This window comes from Brevibacterium sp. AGC70 (assembly GCF_057334195.1).
In genome coordinates this window covers 261,233-277,511 of record NZ_JBHFIH010000013.1, presented here as the reverse complement: position 1 = coordinate 277,511, position 16,279 = coordinate 261,233, and the positions used below count along the sequence as shown (strand labels likewise).

Annotated in this window: 14 protein-coding genes; 10 read left to right on the top strand and 4 right to left on the bottom strand. The window is 62.4% G+C overall.

Translation table 11 applies throughout. The annotated features are described in order from the left end of the window. On the bottom strand, positions 1-618 hold a 618-nt coding region (locus ACE03M_RS10140; RefSeq protein ID WP_485933872.1), incomplete at its 3' end, for an IS110 family transposase. Between the two features lie 432 nt (positions 619-1,050). Then, positions 1,051-2,112, bottom strand: a complete 1,062-nt coding sequence (locus tag ACE03M_RS10135) for an NAD(P)/FAD-dependent oxidoreductase (protein WP_485933870.1) — start codon at positions 2,110-2,112, stop codon at positions 1,051-1,053. Between the two features lie 113 nt (positions 2,113-2,225). Here ACE03M_RS10135 and ACE03M_RS10130 point away from each other — a divergent pair, with 113 nt between their 5' ends. The 4 genes from ACE03M_RS10130 to ACE03M_RS10115 all read left to right on the top strand — a co-directional run bounded on the left by ACE03M_RS10130 (position 2,226) and on the right by ACE03M_RS10115 (position 8,173). After that, positions 2,226-2,915: a helix-turn-helix domain-containing protein gene (locus ACE03M_RS10130; RefSeq protein WP_485933869.1), complete on the top strand. Its 690-nt coding sequence runs from the start codon at positions 2,226-2,228 to the stop codon at positions 2,913-2,915. Positions 2,916-3,142: 227 nt separating this feature from the next. Then, positions 3,143-5,455, top strand: a complete 2,313-nt coding sequence (locus tag ACE03M_RS10125) for an HNH endonuclease signature motif containing protein (RefSeq protein WP_485933868.1) — start codon at positions 3,143-3,145, stop codon at positions 5,453-5,455. Positions 5,456-5,597: 142 nt separating this feature from the next. Continuing rightward, a complete protein-coding gene (locus ACE03M_RS10120) occupies positions 5,598-6,710 on the top strand; it encodes an LLM class flavin-dependent oxidoreductase (RefSeq protein WP_485933867.1) in 1,113 nt (370 codons plus the stop codon). Between the two features lie 374 nt (positions 6,711-7,084). Then, complete coding sequence (locus ACE03M_RS10115) at positions 7,085-8,173, top strand: C40 family peptidase (protein ID WP_485933865.1); 1,089 nt, start codon at positions 7,085-7,087, stop codon at positions 8,171-8,173. Positions 8,174-8,525: 352 nt separating this feature from the next. Here the strand turns inward: ACE03M_RS10115 and pepN are convergent, their stop codons facing one another. After that, on the bottom strand, positions 8,526-11,324 hold the full coding sequence (gene pepN / locus ACE03M_RS10110; RefSeq protein WP_485933864.1) for an aminopeptidase N: 2,799 nt from the start codon (positions 11,322-11,324) through the stop codon (positions 8,526-8,528). Between the two features lie 30 nt (positions 11,325-11,354). Between pepN and ACE03M_RS10105 the strand changes: the two genes are divergently transcribed. Continuing rightward, positions 11,355-12,557 carry an FUSC family protein gene (locus tag ACE03M_RS10105; RefSeq protein WP_485933862.1) on the top strand — a complete coding sequence of 401 codons (1,203 nt, stop codon included), beginning with the start codon at positions 11,355-11,357 and terminating at the stop codon, positions 12,555-12,557. A 14-nt stretch (positions 12,558-12,571) separates the two neighbouring features. Here ACE03M_RS10105 and ACE03M_RS10100 read toward each other — a convergent pair whose 3' ends face one another. Further along, positions 12,572-13,174 (bottom strand): helix-turn-helix domain-containing protein, encoded by a 603-nt coding sequence (locus ACE03M_RS10100; protein ID WP_143920625.1) that lies wholly within the window; start codon positions 13,172-13,174, stop codon positions 12,572-12,574. A gap of 65 nt (positions 13,175-13,239) precedes the next feature. On the opposite strand from ACE03M_RS10100, the gene ACE03M_RS10095 reads away from it, so the two are divergent. From ACE03M_RS10095 to ACE03M_RS10075, 5 genes are all read left to right on the top strand, one after another. Continuing rightward, a complete protein-coding gene (locus ACE03M_RS10095; protein ID WP_485933860.1) occupies positions 13,240-14,034 on the top strand; it encodes an AzlC family ABC transporter permease in 795 nt (264 codons plus the stop codon). Then, entirely contained in the window at positions 14,031-14,453 is a 423-nt protein-coding gene (locus ACE03M_RS10090) for an AzlD domain-containing protein (protein ID WP_485933858.1), read from the top strand. The genes ACE03M_RS10095 and ACE03M_RS10090 overlap by 4 nt, the downstream gene beginning before the upstream one ends. A 231-nt stretch (positions 14,454-14,684) precedes the next feature. Continuing rightward, positions 14,685-15,014 (top strand): DUF2516 family protein, encoded by a 330-nt coding sequence (locus ACE03M_RS10085; protein ID WP_143920622.1) that lies wholly within the window; start codon positions 14,685-14,687, stop codon positions 15,012-15,014. 21 nt (positions 15,015-15,035) lie between these two features. Continuing rightward, positions 15,036-15,866 (top strand): alpha/beta fold hydrolase, encoded by an 831-nt coding sequence (locus tag ACE03M_RS10080; RefSeq protein WP_485933856.1) that lies wholly within the window; start codon positions 15,036-15,038, stop codon positions 15,864-15,866. A 9-nt stretch (positions 15,867-15,875) separates the two neighbouring features. After that, a partial coding sequence (locus ACE03M_RS10075) for a glycosyltransferase (RefSeq protein WP_485933855.1) occupies positions 15,876-16,279 on the top strand: 404 nt, incomplete at its 3' end.

The window sequence follows — 16,279 nt, the reverse complement described above, 5'->3', positions numbered from 1 at the left end:
CTTCGCCCACCGCTTCACCCCCGACTTCCCCGCCGCACGCAGCCCGGCCGGCCCGCGGTACCGGATCAGCAGATCCAACACGATCGTCCTCGTCAGGACAGTGCCTTTGAAGACGCGTTCCAGCGCCGGGTGGATCTGGAGCAACAAGGACCTCAGTCGGTTGATCGCTCGCGTGATGTCATGGGCCAGGTCCTCATCCGTGCCAGCAAGGACCTTGAGATTGGCCAGGACATCGGACTCACGATCGACAGTCCTCAGCGTGTGCGGCATGGTTCTGGCAGTGTCGGCGATGACGAACGCGTCCCGGGCATCCGTCTTCGCCTGACCCGGATACAGGTCGGCAGCCTTGCGCATCGCCAACCCAGGCAGGTAAGCGATATCGGCACCACAATCCCGGGCGACCGCGACTGGCAGCGCCCCGATCGTGTTGGGCTGATCAACGATCACGAGCACCCGACCGTGCCCGTCCTGCAAAGTCGTGATCACGTCCCGAAGCGCGGCTTCATCCTGCGGGAGTTCGCGGTCGAAGACTCGCTCACCCGACAGGTCCAGTCCGCACCCGTGATGGCCGATTTTGCCGACGTCGAGACCTAACCAGACGTCGTATTCGGTATTCATGACAGTCCTCCTCGACCATCCAACCCTGTGGTCGCAGGTTTGTCATGACACCCGATGCTGGCACCCACGTTACGACGAGACCTCAGACGAATCTGGGCCGAGCCCCTATCAGCAGTCAACGCGCATCCTGGACTCCTAGCGGCAACACCCCCCGGATCATCTATGACAGGGCAAATCAGCCATACCAGGACCAGCGACCAGACCCCGTCCGGGGCCCATGAATAAATATAGGGGCACCCCCCGACGGCGGGCTACTCGGCGGTCGGGCTACTCGGCGGTCGGGCTACCTCGGCGGTCGGGCTACCTCGGCGGTCGGGCCACCTCGGCGGCCGTGTAACTCGACGGTCGTGTAACTCGACGGTTGGTGCCTCGGCGACCGGGCCACCTCGGCGGTGACCGCGTACGGCAGCTGAAATCAGGCCGGGGTGATTGCTACGACACTGAGCTCATGATGAGTTCGGCGTTGACCTGCGCACCGACCAGGACACCGCTGGCCGCGCTCGCCACCACCATGGCCGAGATGTCCGCGCTGTTTCCCACCGCCCAGACACCGGGTACGTCTGTGGCGCCGTTTGCCTCGGTGGGTATGGATGAGCCCATGCCGGTCGGGTGGTCGGCGACAGTGCCGCCGAGCTGCTCGAAGATCTCGCCATTCGCCCGGAAGTGGGGCCCTACGGCCAGAGCGTCGAAAGTCATGTCCGCGGGGCCGGAATCGGCGTCCGACCGGTTGCTGTGCAGGGTGGTCTCGTTCTCGGCCTCGTTGTCGCGCAGCGTGACGACGGTTCCGGTCTCGGTCCGTTCCACCGCTTCGACTGCCGAGTCGACGTAGGCGATGCCAAGCGAGCTGAGCATTCTCCTCTGCGCCTCATCCGGTGCCGGAGCATTGTGTCGCAGGAAGGTGACGCGGTCGCTGATCTGGGAGAACATCATCGCCTGGTGATATGACATGGCGGTTGTGCCGATGATGCCGATGTTCTGCCCGCGAACCTCGTAACCGTGGCAGTAGGGGCAGTGAAGGACGGTTTCGCCCCACCCGTCGGCCAGCCCGGGGATGTCGGGAAGCACGTCGGTGAGCCCGGTCGCGATGATCATTCGCTTCGCCTCGATGGAGATTCCCACCGATGTCTCGAGGTTGAAGCCAAGTGTCTCTGGTGCCTGCGTCCTCTTGTTGGCGCTGAGGACTGTGGCGTCGATGAACTGGACTCCATATGCTTCGGCCTCCTGACGCCCCTTGGCTATGAGGTCGAGCGGGGTGACGCCCTCATGGCCGAGGACGTTGTGAGCGTGAGCGCTGGCCGCGTTGCGCGGGGAGCCGGCGTCGATGACGATGACACTGCGAAGCGAGCGAGCCAAAGCGATCGAAGCGGCCAGGCCACCGGCGCCTCCGCCGATGACGGCCACCTCGGCGATGAGCTTCTGCCGGCTGGGCAGGTTTGGCTGACTCTGTTGGGAGGTGTGTGGCTGATTCTGCGGTGTGGGGTCTGATTCTGACATAGCAGTCCTTGGCTCGACGGGTGAGGAAGCGGGTACCTCTGCAGTTTCACCTTTCAAGCTATCGAATCGCAAGCAGGTTTGCCGAATTGGCAAATTCTGGCAGTATGTAGACCATGATTGAGGATGCGCCGCAGGAATCGAGCACAGGCAGACGGGCGAGCGGCGGGTCGGGGCCCGGCGAGTCGGGGCCGCTGGGCACTCGTCGGCTCGGTGCGAGATCTGAGGGGGTCAGCCCGCAGGAGGCCCTTCAGCAGTCACTCGCCGGTGTCGGCGCCCGCCTGCGAAATCTGCGTCGGGAGCAGGGGCGCACCCTCGAGGAGGTGGCCGATCTGGTCGGGATGTCACTGAGCACCTTGTCGCGGCTGGAGTCTGGAAAGCGGAAGCCCAGTCTGGAGCTTCTCCTTCCTTTGGCGGGCATCTACGGGTTGCCACTCGATGAGCTCGTCGGAACGCCGCCGATCGGAGACCCGCGAATTCACATCACGCCACAGAAGATCAACGGTCAGACCGTCCTGCCGCTGAGCCGAGGTGCCATCGGCGTCCAGGCGTTCAAGCACATCGTCGACGGCAGGCAGACGCCGAAGCTCGGCGCGCTGAAAACGCACCCCGGATTCGAATGGGTCTACGTGATCAGGGGCAGACTCAGTCTGCTCCTGGGTGACAGATCGATGACCCTGGACGCAGGGGAAGCTGCTGAATTCGACACCCGCACCCCGCACTGGTTCGGAAGTGCGGAGGAGTCCGGCGTCGAGTATCTGAGTCTTTTCGGGCCGGAGGGGCAGCGCGTCCACCTCAGAAAATGAGTTCGCCCAGGTTGCTTCAGGGGCGGGCTGCGACCGGGAGGGGCGGTCGATCAACGGCCCTATCCGCTCTGATCTCATATCTGACGAGCCAAAATATAGAAGAACGTAGAACAACTTGATGACGATCCTAAAAGATTCGAACAAGACTATAGACAAGTAGTCTGTGGTGAGAGTAAAATTGGAGTCAAGCGGACAACACAGCAGTTGACGAACGGATTTGCGAGATCATGACTCTCACCCCCGACCGCAAGCGCCACAAGAAGAATGGGCATGACGAACCAGCCTCTTCTGCTGTGCCTGGTGGGGAAGACGAGGCGGGCGAGGGCTCTCCCACTTATCGAGAGCTTCTGCGTGATGCAGGCTTCGACCTTGATGGTCACCCATTGGCAGATCGCTTCGATGAAGTTGCCACGCCGCCCCCGAACGATTTCGAATTCGCCGACGCGGATCATCCTGCCGAGCCTGCGGAACGCGCCGAATCGACAGAATCTGCGGAACCCTCCGAACAGGCAGAGTCTTACGAGCTTCGTGAGCCGATTGATCCCGCACAAGCCGATGAGTTCACAGACGCTGCTCGGCGAGCCCGTTGGAGTGGCCGCAACCCGTGGGAGGCCAGCGCTGATGATCCGGATGCGCAAGCCGAACTCAAGCGTCGTGCAGCAGAGATCGACGCTGAAAAAGAAGAGTGGATGCAAAAGAAGTCCGAGGCAGCTGCGGCCGAGCGCAGTGCCAGTGAGGACGCCTCGGAAAAGGGCGAAGACGGCGACTGGGCAGCCTTCCTGGGTCAGCAGTCTGCGGATGAATCGGATGGCGGAGAATCACCGAACCGTTCAAGACTCACGAGCGAGACCGACTCGGAGTCGGTTCGAGGTGGCGCCTCCGCCTCCGACTTTGCTCCGGCTGGTGGCTCCGATTCAGATGCGGCCCCCGCTTCGGAGCATCCTCTTCTTGACGAGCACGCCTGGGTGAGTTTGGAGCGTATCGCTCCGGAGGTTGCGACCAGCATCCACGGACTTAGGTCCCTCGTCGGTGACCTCGAATCGTTCAATCGTCCGATGGGTCCCGACGATGCGATAACGGTGTTGGATGGGTTGGAGACAGTCAATCGGCTGGTCGAATCACTCTCAGTTGTGACTCTCTCCGTCTTCGAACGAGTGGGAACGCCTCGAGATTATGGGGCGAAGTCGACGAAGGCGCTGGTCCAGAATCGCCTCAACCTCTCCGAAAGAGAGGCGTACCGTCGATCTGAACTGGCTGAGAAGCTGGGCAATCAGGTCAATTTCAGTGGCCAGTCAATCGGACCGAAGTTCCCTGTGGTGTCCCGCGCCCTGCAGCGCGGATCGCTATCATCAACACAGGCGAGCACAATCATCGGCTGTCTGAAAGACCTGCCGCTTCGAGTGAGTCTGGAGGATCAGCTCGAAGCGGAGAAAATCTTGGTTGAAAAGGCTCCGAAGGTGCGTGTGAAGGACATCCAGCAGCTATTCAATGAGATCCTCGCTTGGCTCGACCCGGATGGCGAGCTTCCACATGAGGCCCCAAAGCGTGATGCACTCTCAGTCAGCCTGCGTCAGCGAAAAGACGGAACCTGGGCGCTTAAGGGAGTCCTCGATCCCGTAACGGGCGGCATCATGAGCGGACACCTCACCTCGAGGATCAAAGCGGACGACAGAGAGACTTCGAGTTCTGACCAGCAGCAAGATTCGGCCACAGACTCAGGAACGATATCCGCGGGAAGGATCTCGGCGGCCGACCAAGAGGTGGTCGATGTATTCAGCCAGGTTCTTCGAGGTGATCGCTCAGACGCAGTTGACCCCTCGCTTGAGCTCGGCTTCGACCATCAAATCGGTGAATGGCAGCGCGAGGCTGAGGATGAACGCGCCACTGGTGGCCGTGATGTTCCGCCCGGATATGGAGTGAGGGAAGACGGCTCCACGGTGGCGATGGCCGGTCGCCAACCGAGCGTGAAGAACAAGATCTACGAACGGTTCGCCACAATGATCGGCCGGATCGAAATGAATCGAGTGATGGCAGGTGCGCCCTTCGCGCTCGTGGTCACGGCAAAGGCTGAGGACCTTGCGAAGCAGTCTGGTCGTGCTGTCACCGACGCAGAGGCGTCATTTCCGATGCAGACAGCCTCCTTCGAAGGCCTGAACGGTTCGGTGTTCTTCCACCTCATGGGAGAGAAGACGAAGAGCATGGAGCTTGCCACCGAAAGACGGTTCGCCACCTCGAAACAATTGGCGATACTGTCCAGCAGAGACCAAGGCTGCACATTCCCCGGTTGTGACACCCCGCCTGGATGGTGCGATGCACACCACGTAGTTCCGTGGGCGAACGAAGGCAGGACCGATGTCAACAACCTGACATTGGCATGTGGATCCCATCACCACCTGATCGACGATTCGGATTGGCACACCGTGATGCTCAAGGATGGGCGCCCGGCATGGGTTCCGCCTGCGACGATCGATCCCGCCAGACGCCCGATCCTGCACGCGCGATTCATTGCAAAAGAGACCACCGATACTCTCTTCGACTAGTGCTGGTTTAGCGGGGCAAGGGAGAGGTGTGCGTCGGCTGATGTCTGTCTCTGTCTGATGTCGGTCTCTGCCAGACACGCCAGGAGCGTGGTCACCAGGACGTGAGCAAGGTCAAGCAGTGCCGTCCCAGGTCACGTGGGGAATGAGGAATGAAGCTGTTGAGACAGCTGTTGCCATGGTTATGGAGCTTTCTATTCTTGACCTTGTGCCGGTTCGTGTCGGACAGAGCACCTCAGATTCATTCGCTGCCTCCCACGAACTGATTCAGTCTGCGGACAAACTGGGATACACCCGCTATTGGGTCGCCGAACACCACAACATGCCATCGATCGCGTCAACGATGCCTGGTGCCGAACTCATGTACCTCGGCCAGGGAACCGAGCGCATTCGTCTCGGATCCGGCGGCGTGATGCTGCCTAACCACGCTCCGCTGGCAGTAGCGGAACTCTTCTCCCTCCTATCGGCGGTCTACGGTGACCGCATCGACCTGGGGATCGGACGGGCACCCGGCACAGATCCGATCACCTCGGCGGCCATGAGGGGACACCTCGGCGAAGGTCGAATGGTCGACAGGGAGGGACGAACCGTCGATCCCGTCGAACAGTTCCCGCAGCACGTCATCGACACGTTGAGCCTGATGAAGCCCGAAGGACTGCGTATTCCGCTCCATGGTGGCCGTGAGCACGTCCTGCATGCGACTCCCGCCGCCGTGCCGGGAACACAGCCATTGCCGTGGCTGCTCGGCTCATCCGGCTACTCCGCCCGACTCGCTGCCCAGCTCGGCATGCCCTACGTGTTCGCCAACCACTTCGCGGCGGGCGCCACGACCGGCATGAAGATCTATCGTGACAACTTCACTCCGGGTGCTTACGGTGACAAGCCGCAGACCTTCGTCACAGTCAATGCTGTGGTCTCGCCGACCGAGGAAGAAGCGCACCTGCGCTCCGAGCCTTTCCTGTTGCAGATGTCTCGCCTGCGGACCGGTGGGCGGATGGAACCTTTGCGCTTGGCCGGCGATGACGTGCGATCAGTCAGGACCGACCAGGAACGTATGGTCGGCGAAGAGATGTCTGAGAACTGGATCATCGGCGACGCGAAATCCGCCAAAGCACAGCTCGAAGAGCTCGCCAGTCGCTTCGAGGTCGACGAGATCATGATCCAGCCCGTCGCAGGAGCGATGGAGGGCGAAGATCTCCGCCAGGACGACGCGAGGATCCAATCGCTCGAGCTGCTGGCCGCCGAGTTCCTCAACTGAAGGCACCAGGTCTGAACTGACAGCAACGGCCCTGCCTGAACACTCGATCTTGACCTGAAGGCGGCGCCTCGAAACCGGGGCGCGCCCTTCAGCTGCAATGTTCGTCCGAAGTCTCATCTCTGTATCGATTGGGACAAGGACACTTCTTTTCAACGTGGCATCGCGATATCCTGCCACAGTGTCAGCGTTGTCGTCTGCTTCTGAGCGGCCGGTAATATCGGCACTGTGCGGCGCTTCGATGCGCATGGGTTCGATCGATGTCGACCACAGATTTCGATACCGGTCGATGCCATGGGTGGCGGAGCACGCATACCGAATGACCTTCGGAGACTTCCCCCACGCGGGAGTGACACCCGCAGACCGAAAGAGAAATGATGCGTACCAAAATTGCTGTTTCGGCGGCACTTGGGCTCGGACTTGTATTCGGCGCAGGAGCCCCTGCGCTGTCGAGCAACCTGATGTCGACCGATGAAGAATCTGCAACCGATTTGAAAGCTGCAGTCGTCCCGGGCCAGGAGCTTGAGCGGATCACCGACGGGAAGATCGAAAAGGGCGAAACGGCCTACGTCGATGTCACTGTCGCTACCCTGTGGACCGATTCGAAAGCCCCCCGGAAGGTCGACAAGCCTGCCCTTGGCCATCCTGTCGACCTCGACAAGTGGAACAAGAATCTCAAAAAGACCGATGTGCGACGTGACCTGACCGGAAAGGTCGAGACTCAAGCCGCATACGGTTCCGAAGTCACTGTCCTCAAAACCAAGGGCGACTGGGCCCAGGTCGCGGTCAAGGACCAATCGACGTCCAAGAACAAGAAGGGCTACCCGGGCTGGGTGCCGAAGAAGCAGCTTGTCGAGAACGACCGATTCGGGAAACTCAAGGACGACCAGCCCCGCGCGGTCGTGACGAAGAAGAAGAGTGAACTCGAAGGTATCGAGTTCACCAAGGACACCGGTGCGGATGTCAGCTTCAACGTCGATCTTCCGCTCATCGCCCAGGACGTCGATGACGTGCGCGTGGCGCTCCCCGGTGGCGGTGCTGCGTGGATCGACTTCGACGACGTCGCCGTCTATGACACCGGTGGCAAGCCAGCGAAGCCCAGCGGCTCTGACCTCGTCAAGACGGCGAAGCAGTTCGACGGATTGCGCTACCTGTGGGCTGGAGTCTCGCCCTACGGCTTCGACTGCTCGGGCTTCACCTACAGCATCTACCGGGCCCATGGCATCGACATTCCCCGTGACTCGGGAGAGCAGGCCACCGCCGGCAGGAAAGTCTCCGAAGGTGACCTCAAGGCAGGTGACCTGCTGTTTTTCTCGACCACCTCGGGAACCGTCCATCACGTCGGAATGTACGTCGGCGACGGCAAGATGATCCATTCGCCCAACGCGTCCAAAGACGTCTATGTCACCGACTGGAAGTCGTGGGACACCGGCAATGAGTTCTCCGGAGCTCGCCGAATCATCTGAGCGCGATATTGAGCGGTTGGCCGATTCCGGCCGACATTGATGTCGCAAGCGTCGACGTGGCAAGAGTCGACGTCGCAAGAGTCGACGTCGCAATACAGAGCGAAGGCCGAAGCCCCACATGAAACGGGGAATCGGCCTTCGCTCTGTCTCGTCATACACCTGCCCGATCGCTGCGGCAGATTCAGGAGTCCTGGCGCCAGTTGAGCGGCAACAGCCGCCTGGCCAGGTCTGCTGAGTCGCCCGGTCTGGCCTGCTGAGTCGCCCGGACTGGCCTGCTGAGTCGCCCGGACTGGCCTGCTGATTTGACCGGTGGCCCGCCGAAGAGACAGACGGGCCCACTTGAGGGGACAGGTCAGTGGCGTGAGCTCTGGGTCGACTTGAGATAGATCGCCCGAGCCAGATCATCGCGGCGTTCGATGAGCAGCCGACGCAGCGCCGCCGGAGCATCGCTGTGCGCGGCCAACCAGGCATCGGTCTTCTCGACCGCGGCCTCTTCGTCAACCGACCAACGAGGGTAGAGCCCGAGGACCAGGCGCCTGGCGATCTCGATCGAATTGTCGGCCCAGAAGCCGGCAAGTCGCGAGAAGTACTCATCGACATAGTTTTCGATGAGCGGCATCGACGTGGGGGCCACAAAACCGGAGATGATGGCCGTGAGCACATCGTTGCTCAGCGCCGACGCCTCGTTGATGACCTCCCATGCGCGGATCTTCACGATCGGCAGCGGCATGGCCGCACTTGCAGTCTCGGCATGGAGGCGGCCCGATGAGCTGGGATCTGACTGGTTCTCTCGCGCGATGTCGGTCTGGTCGGCCCACCCCAGGCACACGAGCGCGGTCAGAGCATTCCACCGCAGAGCATGATCATTGAGCAGTCCCTTGAACGGCAGAGACGCCGCAGCGTGGTCCGGAGCATCAGATCCAGCCCCGGAAGTCCCAGACTCAACAGGCTCACCCCCGGAAGTCCCAGAACCAACAGGCTCAGGCGGTGCGCTCGAGGTCAGATGGTCGATTTCTTCGCCGACGGGAACAGCGAGGATCTGCGACGCGAAGCTGCGGCCCATCGCGATCGCGGCACTTGCCCCAAAGCAACGCGCAGTGCGCGAGGTGAGAGCAAGAACCAGATTCGCCAGATGAAGCTGAGCGTCCGAGCCTGACCTGGCGGTTGCCAATGCGTCAAGAGCAGCGCCCAACAGCCCGGTGATTGCGGTCTCGAAGTTTCTCGCCGAGACCCACTGGTCCAGGCAGGTCAGCGCCGTCTGGCTCAGCCCGGCCATGATGCCGGCATGGCTCTCCTTGCCCAAGCTCCGGGCATAGGCCGTGAGATATCGCTGCACGGGAAGGAGGCCATCGCGAACAGCATTTTCCAAGGCTGACCACACCAATGCCCGTGAAAGCGGATCCGCGATCCGGGACACCGACCTGATCGCGGCCTCCGTCGATGCCGGATCCAAGCGCACGCGCGCATAGTCGTGATCGGAATAGTTCACCAGCGTGATATCGCCGAGGGTGCGTCCAGCGAGCTGCTCCACCTCAGCTGACTGGGTGGAGAAGTCGAAGGAGAAGGAATCGATCGGGATCAGCTTGCGTCCCTTTCGTCCCAATGTGGCGATCTCGAGCGTGTGCGGACGCAGCAGCTCGGCACCGCGAGCCGAATCGGCTTGAGTGATCTTCGCGCTGGTGATGCTTGCTCGTGTTGAGCCCCGCGCAGACGATGGGGCATCGTCGGACGTCGTCAGTTCCAACGACAGTTCGGAGACTCCGGAGGTGCCCAGCCATGCACTGGCCCAGCTGACGATGTCCCGGTCAGGGGCCGCCTCGGCGAGGCATTCGAGGAAGTCGGCGAGCTCGGTATTGCGGTAGTCGAAGCGCTTGAAGTACAGGCGCGAGCCGGCGAAGAACGCCTCCCGGCCGACGAAGGCCACGAGCTGCTTGAGCACGGACGCACCCTTGGCGTAGGTGATGCCGTCGAAGTTGAGCTTCGCGGCCTCGACGTCGGGGATGTCGGCGACGATCGGGTGCGTGGTCGGATAGAGGTCCTGCGTGTACGCCCACGCCTTGCGACGCAGTGCGAAGGTCACCCAGCCTTCGGTGAATCGGGTCGCCTCGGCCAGTGCCAGCCCACCCATGTAGTCGGCGAACGACTCCTTGAGCCACAGGTCGTCCCACCACTTCATGGTCACCAGGTCGCCGAACCACATGTGTGCCATCTCGTGCAGGATCACGTTCGCCCGCGACTCGTAGTTCGCGTCGGTGACCTTGTCCCGGAAGATCAGACTGTCGGTGAACGTGACCAGTCCCGGATTCTCCATGGCGCCGAGGTTGTACTCCGGAACGAAGATCTGATCGTACTTGCCCCACGGATACGGATAGTCGAATTCGCCAGTGAAGAAGTCCAGCCCGGCCTTCGTGATCGAGAAGATATCCGAGGCGTCGAGGTGGTCGACGAGGCTGGCGCGCGTCCATGCTCCCAACTGCACGACCTCACCGGTCGATGGATCCGTCCAGTGGTCGGTTGCGCCCTCGTAGGGGCCCGCGGTGATGCACGTGATGTAGCTCGACTGTCGCAGCGTCGGAGCGAAATGATGAGTGATCGCGGGGGAGTCAATATCGACAGAACCCTGGCTCGCCTCCTGGCTCGGTCCGCGACTCGTCTCGGGGCGGTTCGACAGAACCTGGAAGTGTTCGGGGGCCGTCACGTTGAAGATGAACTCTGCCTTAAGATCTGGCTGGTCGAAGTTCGCAAACACGCGGCGGGCATCGGTCGGTTCGTACTGAGTGTAGAGGTAGACCTTGCCGTCGGCAGGGTCGGTGAAGCGGTGCAGTCCTTCTCCCGAGGTGGAGTAGTAGGCCTGCGCCTCGATTGTCAGGGTGTTCTTCCCCGCGCGGATGGGCAGTCCCACGCGTGCGCCGTCGAACACCTCGGCGGGGTCGAGGATCTCATCATTGATCTCGGCGAATGTGACCGTGTCTGCGATCAGGTCGATGAATGTGCGGCACTCGGTTCGGGCGGTGAACTCGACGACGGTACGGGAGAGGTACGTCGGAGCTCCGGTCTCAGCATTGCTGACGTCGATGTCGACGGTGTAAGTCGAGACATCGAGCACTTGAGTGCGGCTCTGCGCTTCATCTCGGGTCAGGTTGGTTGTCATTCATAGCCTCCTCGGCGCACAGACTTTAGCATGTCACAATTCCGGTACGCTGGGTACAGCGAAGGCGAGCACGAAGGGAGTCTGATGGCGAAGTCCGAGGTCAGAGAACTGCCCCAGCGCGCCTTCAACACTCTGGTGCATCGATCTCGGATGGGTCTCAAGCGTGTGCAGGCCAACGCCGGGCAGCTGATCCAGATCCCGATCGCCGCCACCGCGGCCTATGCCTTCTGCGTCTATGCCCTCGGCCACCCATATCCGTTCCTCGCAGCCGTCGCCTCTGCCGTCGGCATCGGACCGGTCGCCGACCGTCGTCTGCGCCGAGCCATGGAGATCGGTTTCGGTGCGACCTTCGGCGTGCTCGTGGGTGAGCTCCTCGTCAACGTCTACGGCACAGGGATCTGGCAGCTCACACTGACGCTTGCCATCGGCCTCTTCATCGGCACGATGCTGAATTCCGGTGGTATCTTCATCACCCAGATCGCCGTCCAATCCGTCTACGTCGTCGTGGTCCCTGCCACCGCCACCACCCTGCCGTTTCCCCGCACCCTCGATGCCCTCACCGGATCCGTGTGTGCGATCCTTCTCGCCCTCATCCTTCCGCGCGATGCCCGCAAGGTCCCGCGTGGTCTTGCCGCGAGCATGCTCGACGAGATCAGCGCAGTCCTGCAGATGATGGCGCGGGCGTTGCAGGACTCCGACGTCGCACTCGCAAAACGGGCACTGACACGGGCTCGAGAGACCCAGGACATCATCGATTCCTGGGGTTCCTCGCTCAAGATCTCGAGGGAGGCGGCGAAGATCAATGCCAGAGGCAGGCGTCATTCCGCCGAGGTGACCAGGCTGTCCCGTGCACACACCCATGCCGATCGTGCCATGCGCACCATTCGCGTCATCGCTCGCAGGGTCGTAGGCATCACCGAATTCGGTGCGGAGAAGCCGATCATCGCCGGATACGTGGATTCGCTGTCCGAAGGGTCGAAGAAGCTCGAAGTCGCGCTGCGCAGAGGGACCGATCGGGGACTGGCAGAAGCTGCTCTGGCCGAGGCCGCTTCCAGTCTTGACCCTCGTGCGGAGGAGAGCTGGGATATCCACGACGAATCCCTCGTGCTGCTGCTGCGTCCTGTCGCGGTAGACCTCCTCGAAGCCTGCGGGCTGACCAACGAAGCCGCCCAGAACCGACTTCCCTCGCTCAGTGAAGACACGCGAGATACGGACGAACCGCCGGCGGAGTGATTAAGTCGCGGACCTCAGCGGCTCTCGACGATGAACACGACAGTCGTCTCCGGTCTGAGCGCCGTGAACTCGTGCGGCTGGTCACCCGGGTAGGTCAGGTAGTCGCCGACGTGAAGCTCGTAGGACTGTCCGAGCACCTCGATGCGTGCCGCCCCCTGCCCCAGGATCACATGCTCGATAGTGCCGACAGGGTGCGGCTGTGAGATTCGCGGCTGACCCGGTTCGGCCTGAATGAAATAGACATCGCGCCGCGCATTCGCCGGCGATGCTGAGAGCAGGGTCGCCGCATAGTTCGCGGTGTTCGACGGCAGGCTGGGCAGATCCTTGGCATGCAGGAGTGCGACTTCGTGCTGCGGGGGATCGAGCAGTCTGGCCAGTGGGATGTCGAGCGCGGATGCCAGGGCCCACATCGTCTCGACACTGGGATTGCCGGTGCCGGCCTCCAGCCCGGACATGGTCGATTTTCCGATCCCCGCTCGACGGGCGACTTCGGACAGCGAGAGGTTCGCGCGCATCCGCTCTCGTCTGATTGCGATTGCGATCTGCTCACGCGGCGTCGGGCCAGCCGACGGCTCACTGGATCCGGTGGGTGCCTCATCTCGTGGTTGAGAACTCATAAGTTCACTATAGCGACCCAACGTTCCGGTTGACGAACGATTTGTGAGTGTGCACTATATAGAACATGAGTTCTGTGTTTCGCACGATAGATCGGGTCCTTCCGGGCTCGACCTATCGTGACGTCGTCATCGTCACGATCACGATCATCGCGGTCGCCCTGTCCTACGGGGCCATCTCCGCGGTGTCCGGATTCCCGTGGTGGCAGACGCTGCTGCTGGCGATGTTCGCCCTCGGCGGTGCAGCGGAATTCACCTTCGTCGGCGTGATCGCAGCAGGCGGAGCGCCGGTCCTTGCAGTGTTGGCGGGCCTGCTGGTCAACTCACGGAACTTCGCCTTCGGCATGGCCGTTGGGCCGTTCTTCCCGCAGGACTGGCGCGCACTCATCGCAGCGCACTGGATCAACGACGAATCTATCGCCGTATCGCGAACGGTCAGCACCGACCGGGCACGGTGGCATGCATTCCTTCTCATGGGTGCGGCAATCGCACTGATGTGGCCGAGCGGGGCCATGCTCGGCCAGTGGCTCGGCAGCGTCATCGACGCCGATCTCCTCGGCCTCGATGCGGCCTTCCCCATCATCCTCTTCTGCCTCATCCGCGGCGATCTGAAGAGCAGGACCACGCTGTCGCTGACGGTCGTCGGAATCCTCATCTCGGTCCTCCTCACTCCGCTCCTGCCGCTCGGACTCGGAGCCGTGACCTCTCTGTCGGTATTCGTGTTCGTGGCAGCCGGCTGGTCGATCAAGGCAGTCATCAGGAGGCGTACCGCCCAGACTGATCGCAGTGACGCTGGCGTTCGCAGTGACGCTGGCGTTCGCAGCGATGCTGACGATCTCGATCGACAGGAGGGAAGCCGATGAGTCCGGTCAGTTTTCTCATCGCACTCGCCGCGCTGAGCATCGGAACCTATGCCATGCGCTTCGCCGGTGTGAAGCTCGGTGCGGCGATCGCAACGAAGGGCAGACGCCGACAGCTCGCGAGCGCCTCGGCGGGGGCATACGACACCACAGGACCGAACGGCACCGCAGAACCCGCGGGGGAGTCGGAAGGCGACTCGACGGTGACGGTGACGAAGTGGATGGATCGGGCGACGGTCGTCCTCATCGGTGCAGTCTTCGCGACGACGGCGATCTTCGATGGTCAGAACATCGCGGACCCCGCACGGCTCATCGGCGTCGGCGTGGGAGTCCTGGCCGCGATCCTGCGAGTGCCGATGCTCATCTGTGTGCTGCTGGGAATGGGTGTCTGCGCAGGCATCCGAATGACAGGGGTCCTGTGAACGCCGGCCATGGTGCGCAGGTGCGACAGTCAGAGTCAGACTGGATGACAGCCAGCGTCTGACCGTGTGACGGGCAGAGCGCCGGACTTCCTCAACGCCGGACTTCCTCAACACCGTGTCGTCGCAGCGCTGAGGCGGTTCATGTGCGGAGGGTGATCCGACGATGAGGATTCGCCCAGGATCCGAGCCGTCCCCGTGCCCCGAAGAGCTGCGATTGCTAGGGTAGATGCTATGGAAATAATTGCCGGCGTTCAGCAGATGGTCTTTCTCGCCTTGTCCGTCGCGGCCTTCGGCCTCCAGCTGTGGGCGTTCATCGACTGCCTCCGCTATAAGGACGAGAACTATCGCGCCGTTGACAAACAGAGCAAGAAGTTCTGGGTCATCCTCCTCGGCGTCGGTCTCGCGCTCGCACTTATCGCGCTTCCGCCCATGGGCATGCGCATCATATTCCTCAACCTGATCGCACTCGTCGCCGGCATCGTCTACCTCACCGACGTCCGCCCGAAGATCAAGGCGATCGACCCGCGCAATCGCAAACAGAATCGGAACCACTGGCGCTGAGGCCGCGACGAACACGCGCAGATGACAAACGACCTCAACCTCCCGGGCCCAGATTCCGACTACATCGCCACCTTCGGCGCCGGTGAGCCCCACACGCTCTTCGGCCACGGATTCGCCGGCGCAATCCGCGACACCCGTCCCTTCGGCACAGGCATCACCGGCACCAAGCATTTCCTCCACCTGCCCGGCCACGGAGGACGCCCCTCACCTGGATCGGGATGGAACTACGGCCACATCGCCGAGGTGCTGGCACGGGCCCTGACGTCCACCTCGGCGACGCAGGCCCTCGGCGTCTCCATGTCCGCCGGCGGACTCCTCAGACTGCTCGGCACCACTCATCCGGCAAGCCGGAACCTCGAGAAGGTCGCGCTCGTGCTCCCGGCATCATTCACCGGATTCTCCGCCGAGGTGGCCGATGCGAACCGCGGCTACCTGGAGCGACTGCGTGATCTGGTGGCCGCCGGTGACGTCGAGTCCATCACGGACCTGATGCTTTCTCGCGAACCCACCGAGGTCGCCGAGCTCCTGCCGGCCAGAGCCTGGACGAAGACGAAGGCCGAGAATCTCGTCAATACGGACATGTCCGACGGGCTCGGCTTGGCTCTTGAGATCGCCGTCGACGAGAGCGCAGGCGATGTGAGCACGGGCAATGACTCGCTGAGTGCTCTGGCTCGGTTCCCGGGGGAAGTGCTCGTGCTCACCCACGAGGATGACCCTGCCCATCCTGTCGAGGTCGCCGAGGCGATTGCGGCCGCGATTCCCGAGGCCCACTTGGAAGTCCTGCCAGCGGGATCGATCCTGTGGCGCGGGCGCCACGAAGTCCGCCGGATCCTCGGCGAGTTCTTTGGCTAAACTGTCACAGTGCGCATATCCGTTCTCTCACTCCACACCTCGCCCGCGGCTCAGCCGGGCCAGGGCGATGCCGGTGGGATGAATGTCTACGTCGACCAGTCGGTGCGCGCATTGGCAGCAGCTGGCCACGTGGTCGACGTCTTCACCGCCGACCCAAGCGGTATTGACGGCCTGGGCGGGCGCGCCGGCACCCTGCAGATCGCTGAGAACGTCCGACTCCACCAGCTGCCGATCGATGCGGCCAACAAGGACGAGCTTGCCGATGCCATCGACGAACTCGCGCTGCTCCTCCTCGCCGAGCCGAGCTTCACCTCAGCCGATGTGATCTGGGCGCACTATTGGATCTCCGCCGAGGCGGCGCTGCGGGCTCAGGAGCTTCGCTCCCAGGAGTCACCGTCGGCGGTCGCCGACGC

Excerpts from the sequence above, each read along its gene's own strand:
- ACE03M_RS10135 (WP_485933870.1), bottom strand. The coding sequence starts at position 2,112 with ATGTCAGAATCAGACCCCACACCGCAGAATCAGCCACACACCTCCCAA.
- ACE03M_RS10130 (WP_485933869.1), top strand. The coding sequence starts at position 2,226 with ATGATTGAGGATGCGCCGCAGGAATCGAGCACAGGCAGACGGGCGAGC.
- ACE03M_RS10125 (WP_485933868.1), top strand. The coding sequence starts at position 3,143 with ATGACTCTCACCCCCGACCGCAAGCGCCACAAGAAGAATGGGCATGAC.
- ACE03M_RS10120 (WP_485933867.1), top strand. The coding sequence starts at position 5,598 with ATGAGGAATGAAGCTGTTGAGACAGCTGTTGCCATGGTTATGGAGCTT.
- ACE03M_RS10115 (WP_485933865.1), top strand. The coding sequence starts at position 7,085 with ATGCGTACCAAAATTGCTGTTTCGGCGGCACTTGGGCTCGGACTTGTA.
- pepN (WP_485933864.1), bottom strand. The coding sequence starts at position 11,324 with ATGACAACCAACCTGACCCGAGATGAAGCGCAGAGCCGCACTCAAGTG.
- ACE03M_RS10105 (WP_485933862.1), top strand. The coding sequence starts at position 11,355 with ATGTCACAATTCCGGTACGCTGGGTACAGCGAAGGCGAGCACGAAGGG.
- ACE03M_RS10100 (WP_143920625.1), bottom strand. The coding sequence starts at position 13,174 with ATGAGTTCTCAACCACGAGATGAGGCACCCACCGGATCCAGTGAGCCG.
- ACE03M_RS10095 (WP_485933860.1), top strand. The coding sequence starts at position 13,240 with ATGAGTTCTGTGTTTCGCACGATAGATCGGGTCCTTCCGGGCTCGACC.
- ACE03M_RS10090 (WP_485933858.1), top strand. The coding sequence starts at position 14,031 with ATGAGTCCGGTCAGTTTTCTCATCGCACTCGCCGCGCTGAGCATCGGA.
- ACE03M_RS10085 (WP_143920622.1), top strand. The coding sequence starts at position 14,685 with ATGGAAATAATTGCCGGCGTTCAGCAGATGGTCTTTCTCGCCTTGTCC.
- ACE03M_RS10080 (WP_485933856.1), top strand. The coding sequence starts at position 15,036 with ATGACAAACGACCTCAACCTCCCGGGCCCAGATTCCGACTACATCGCC.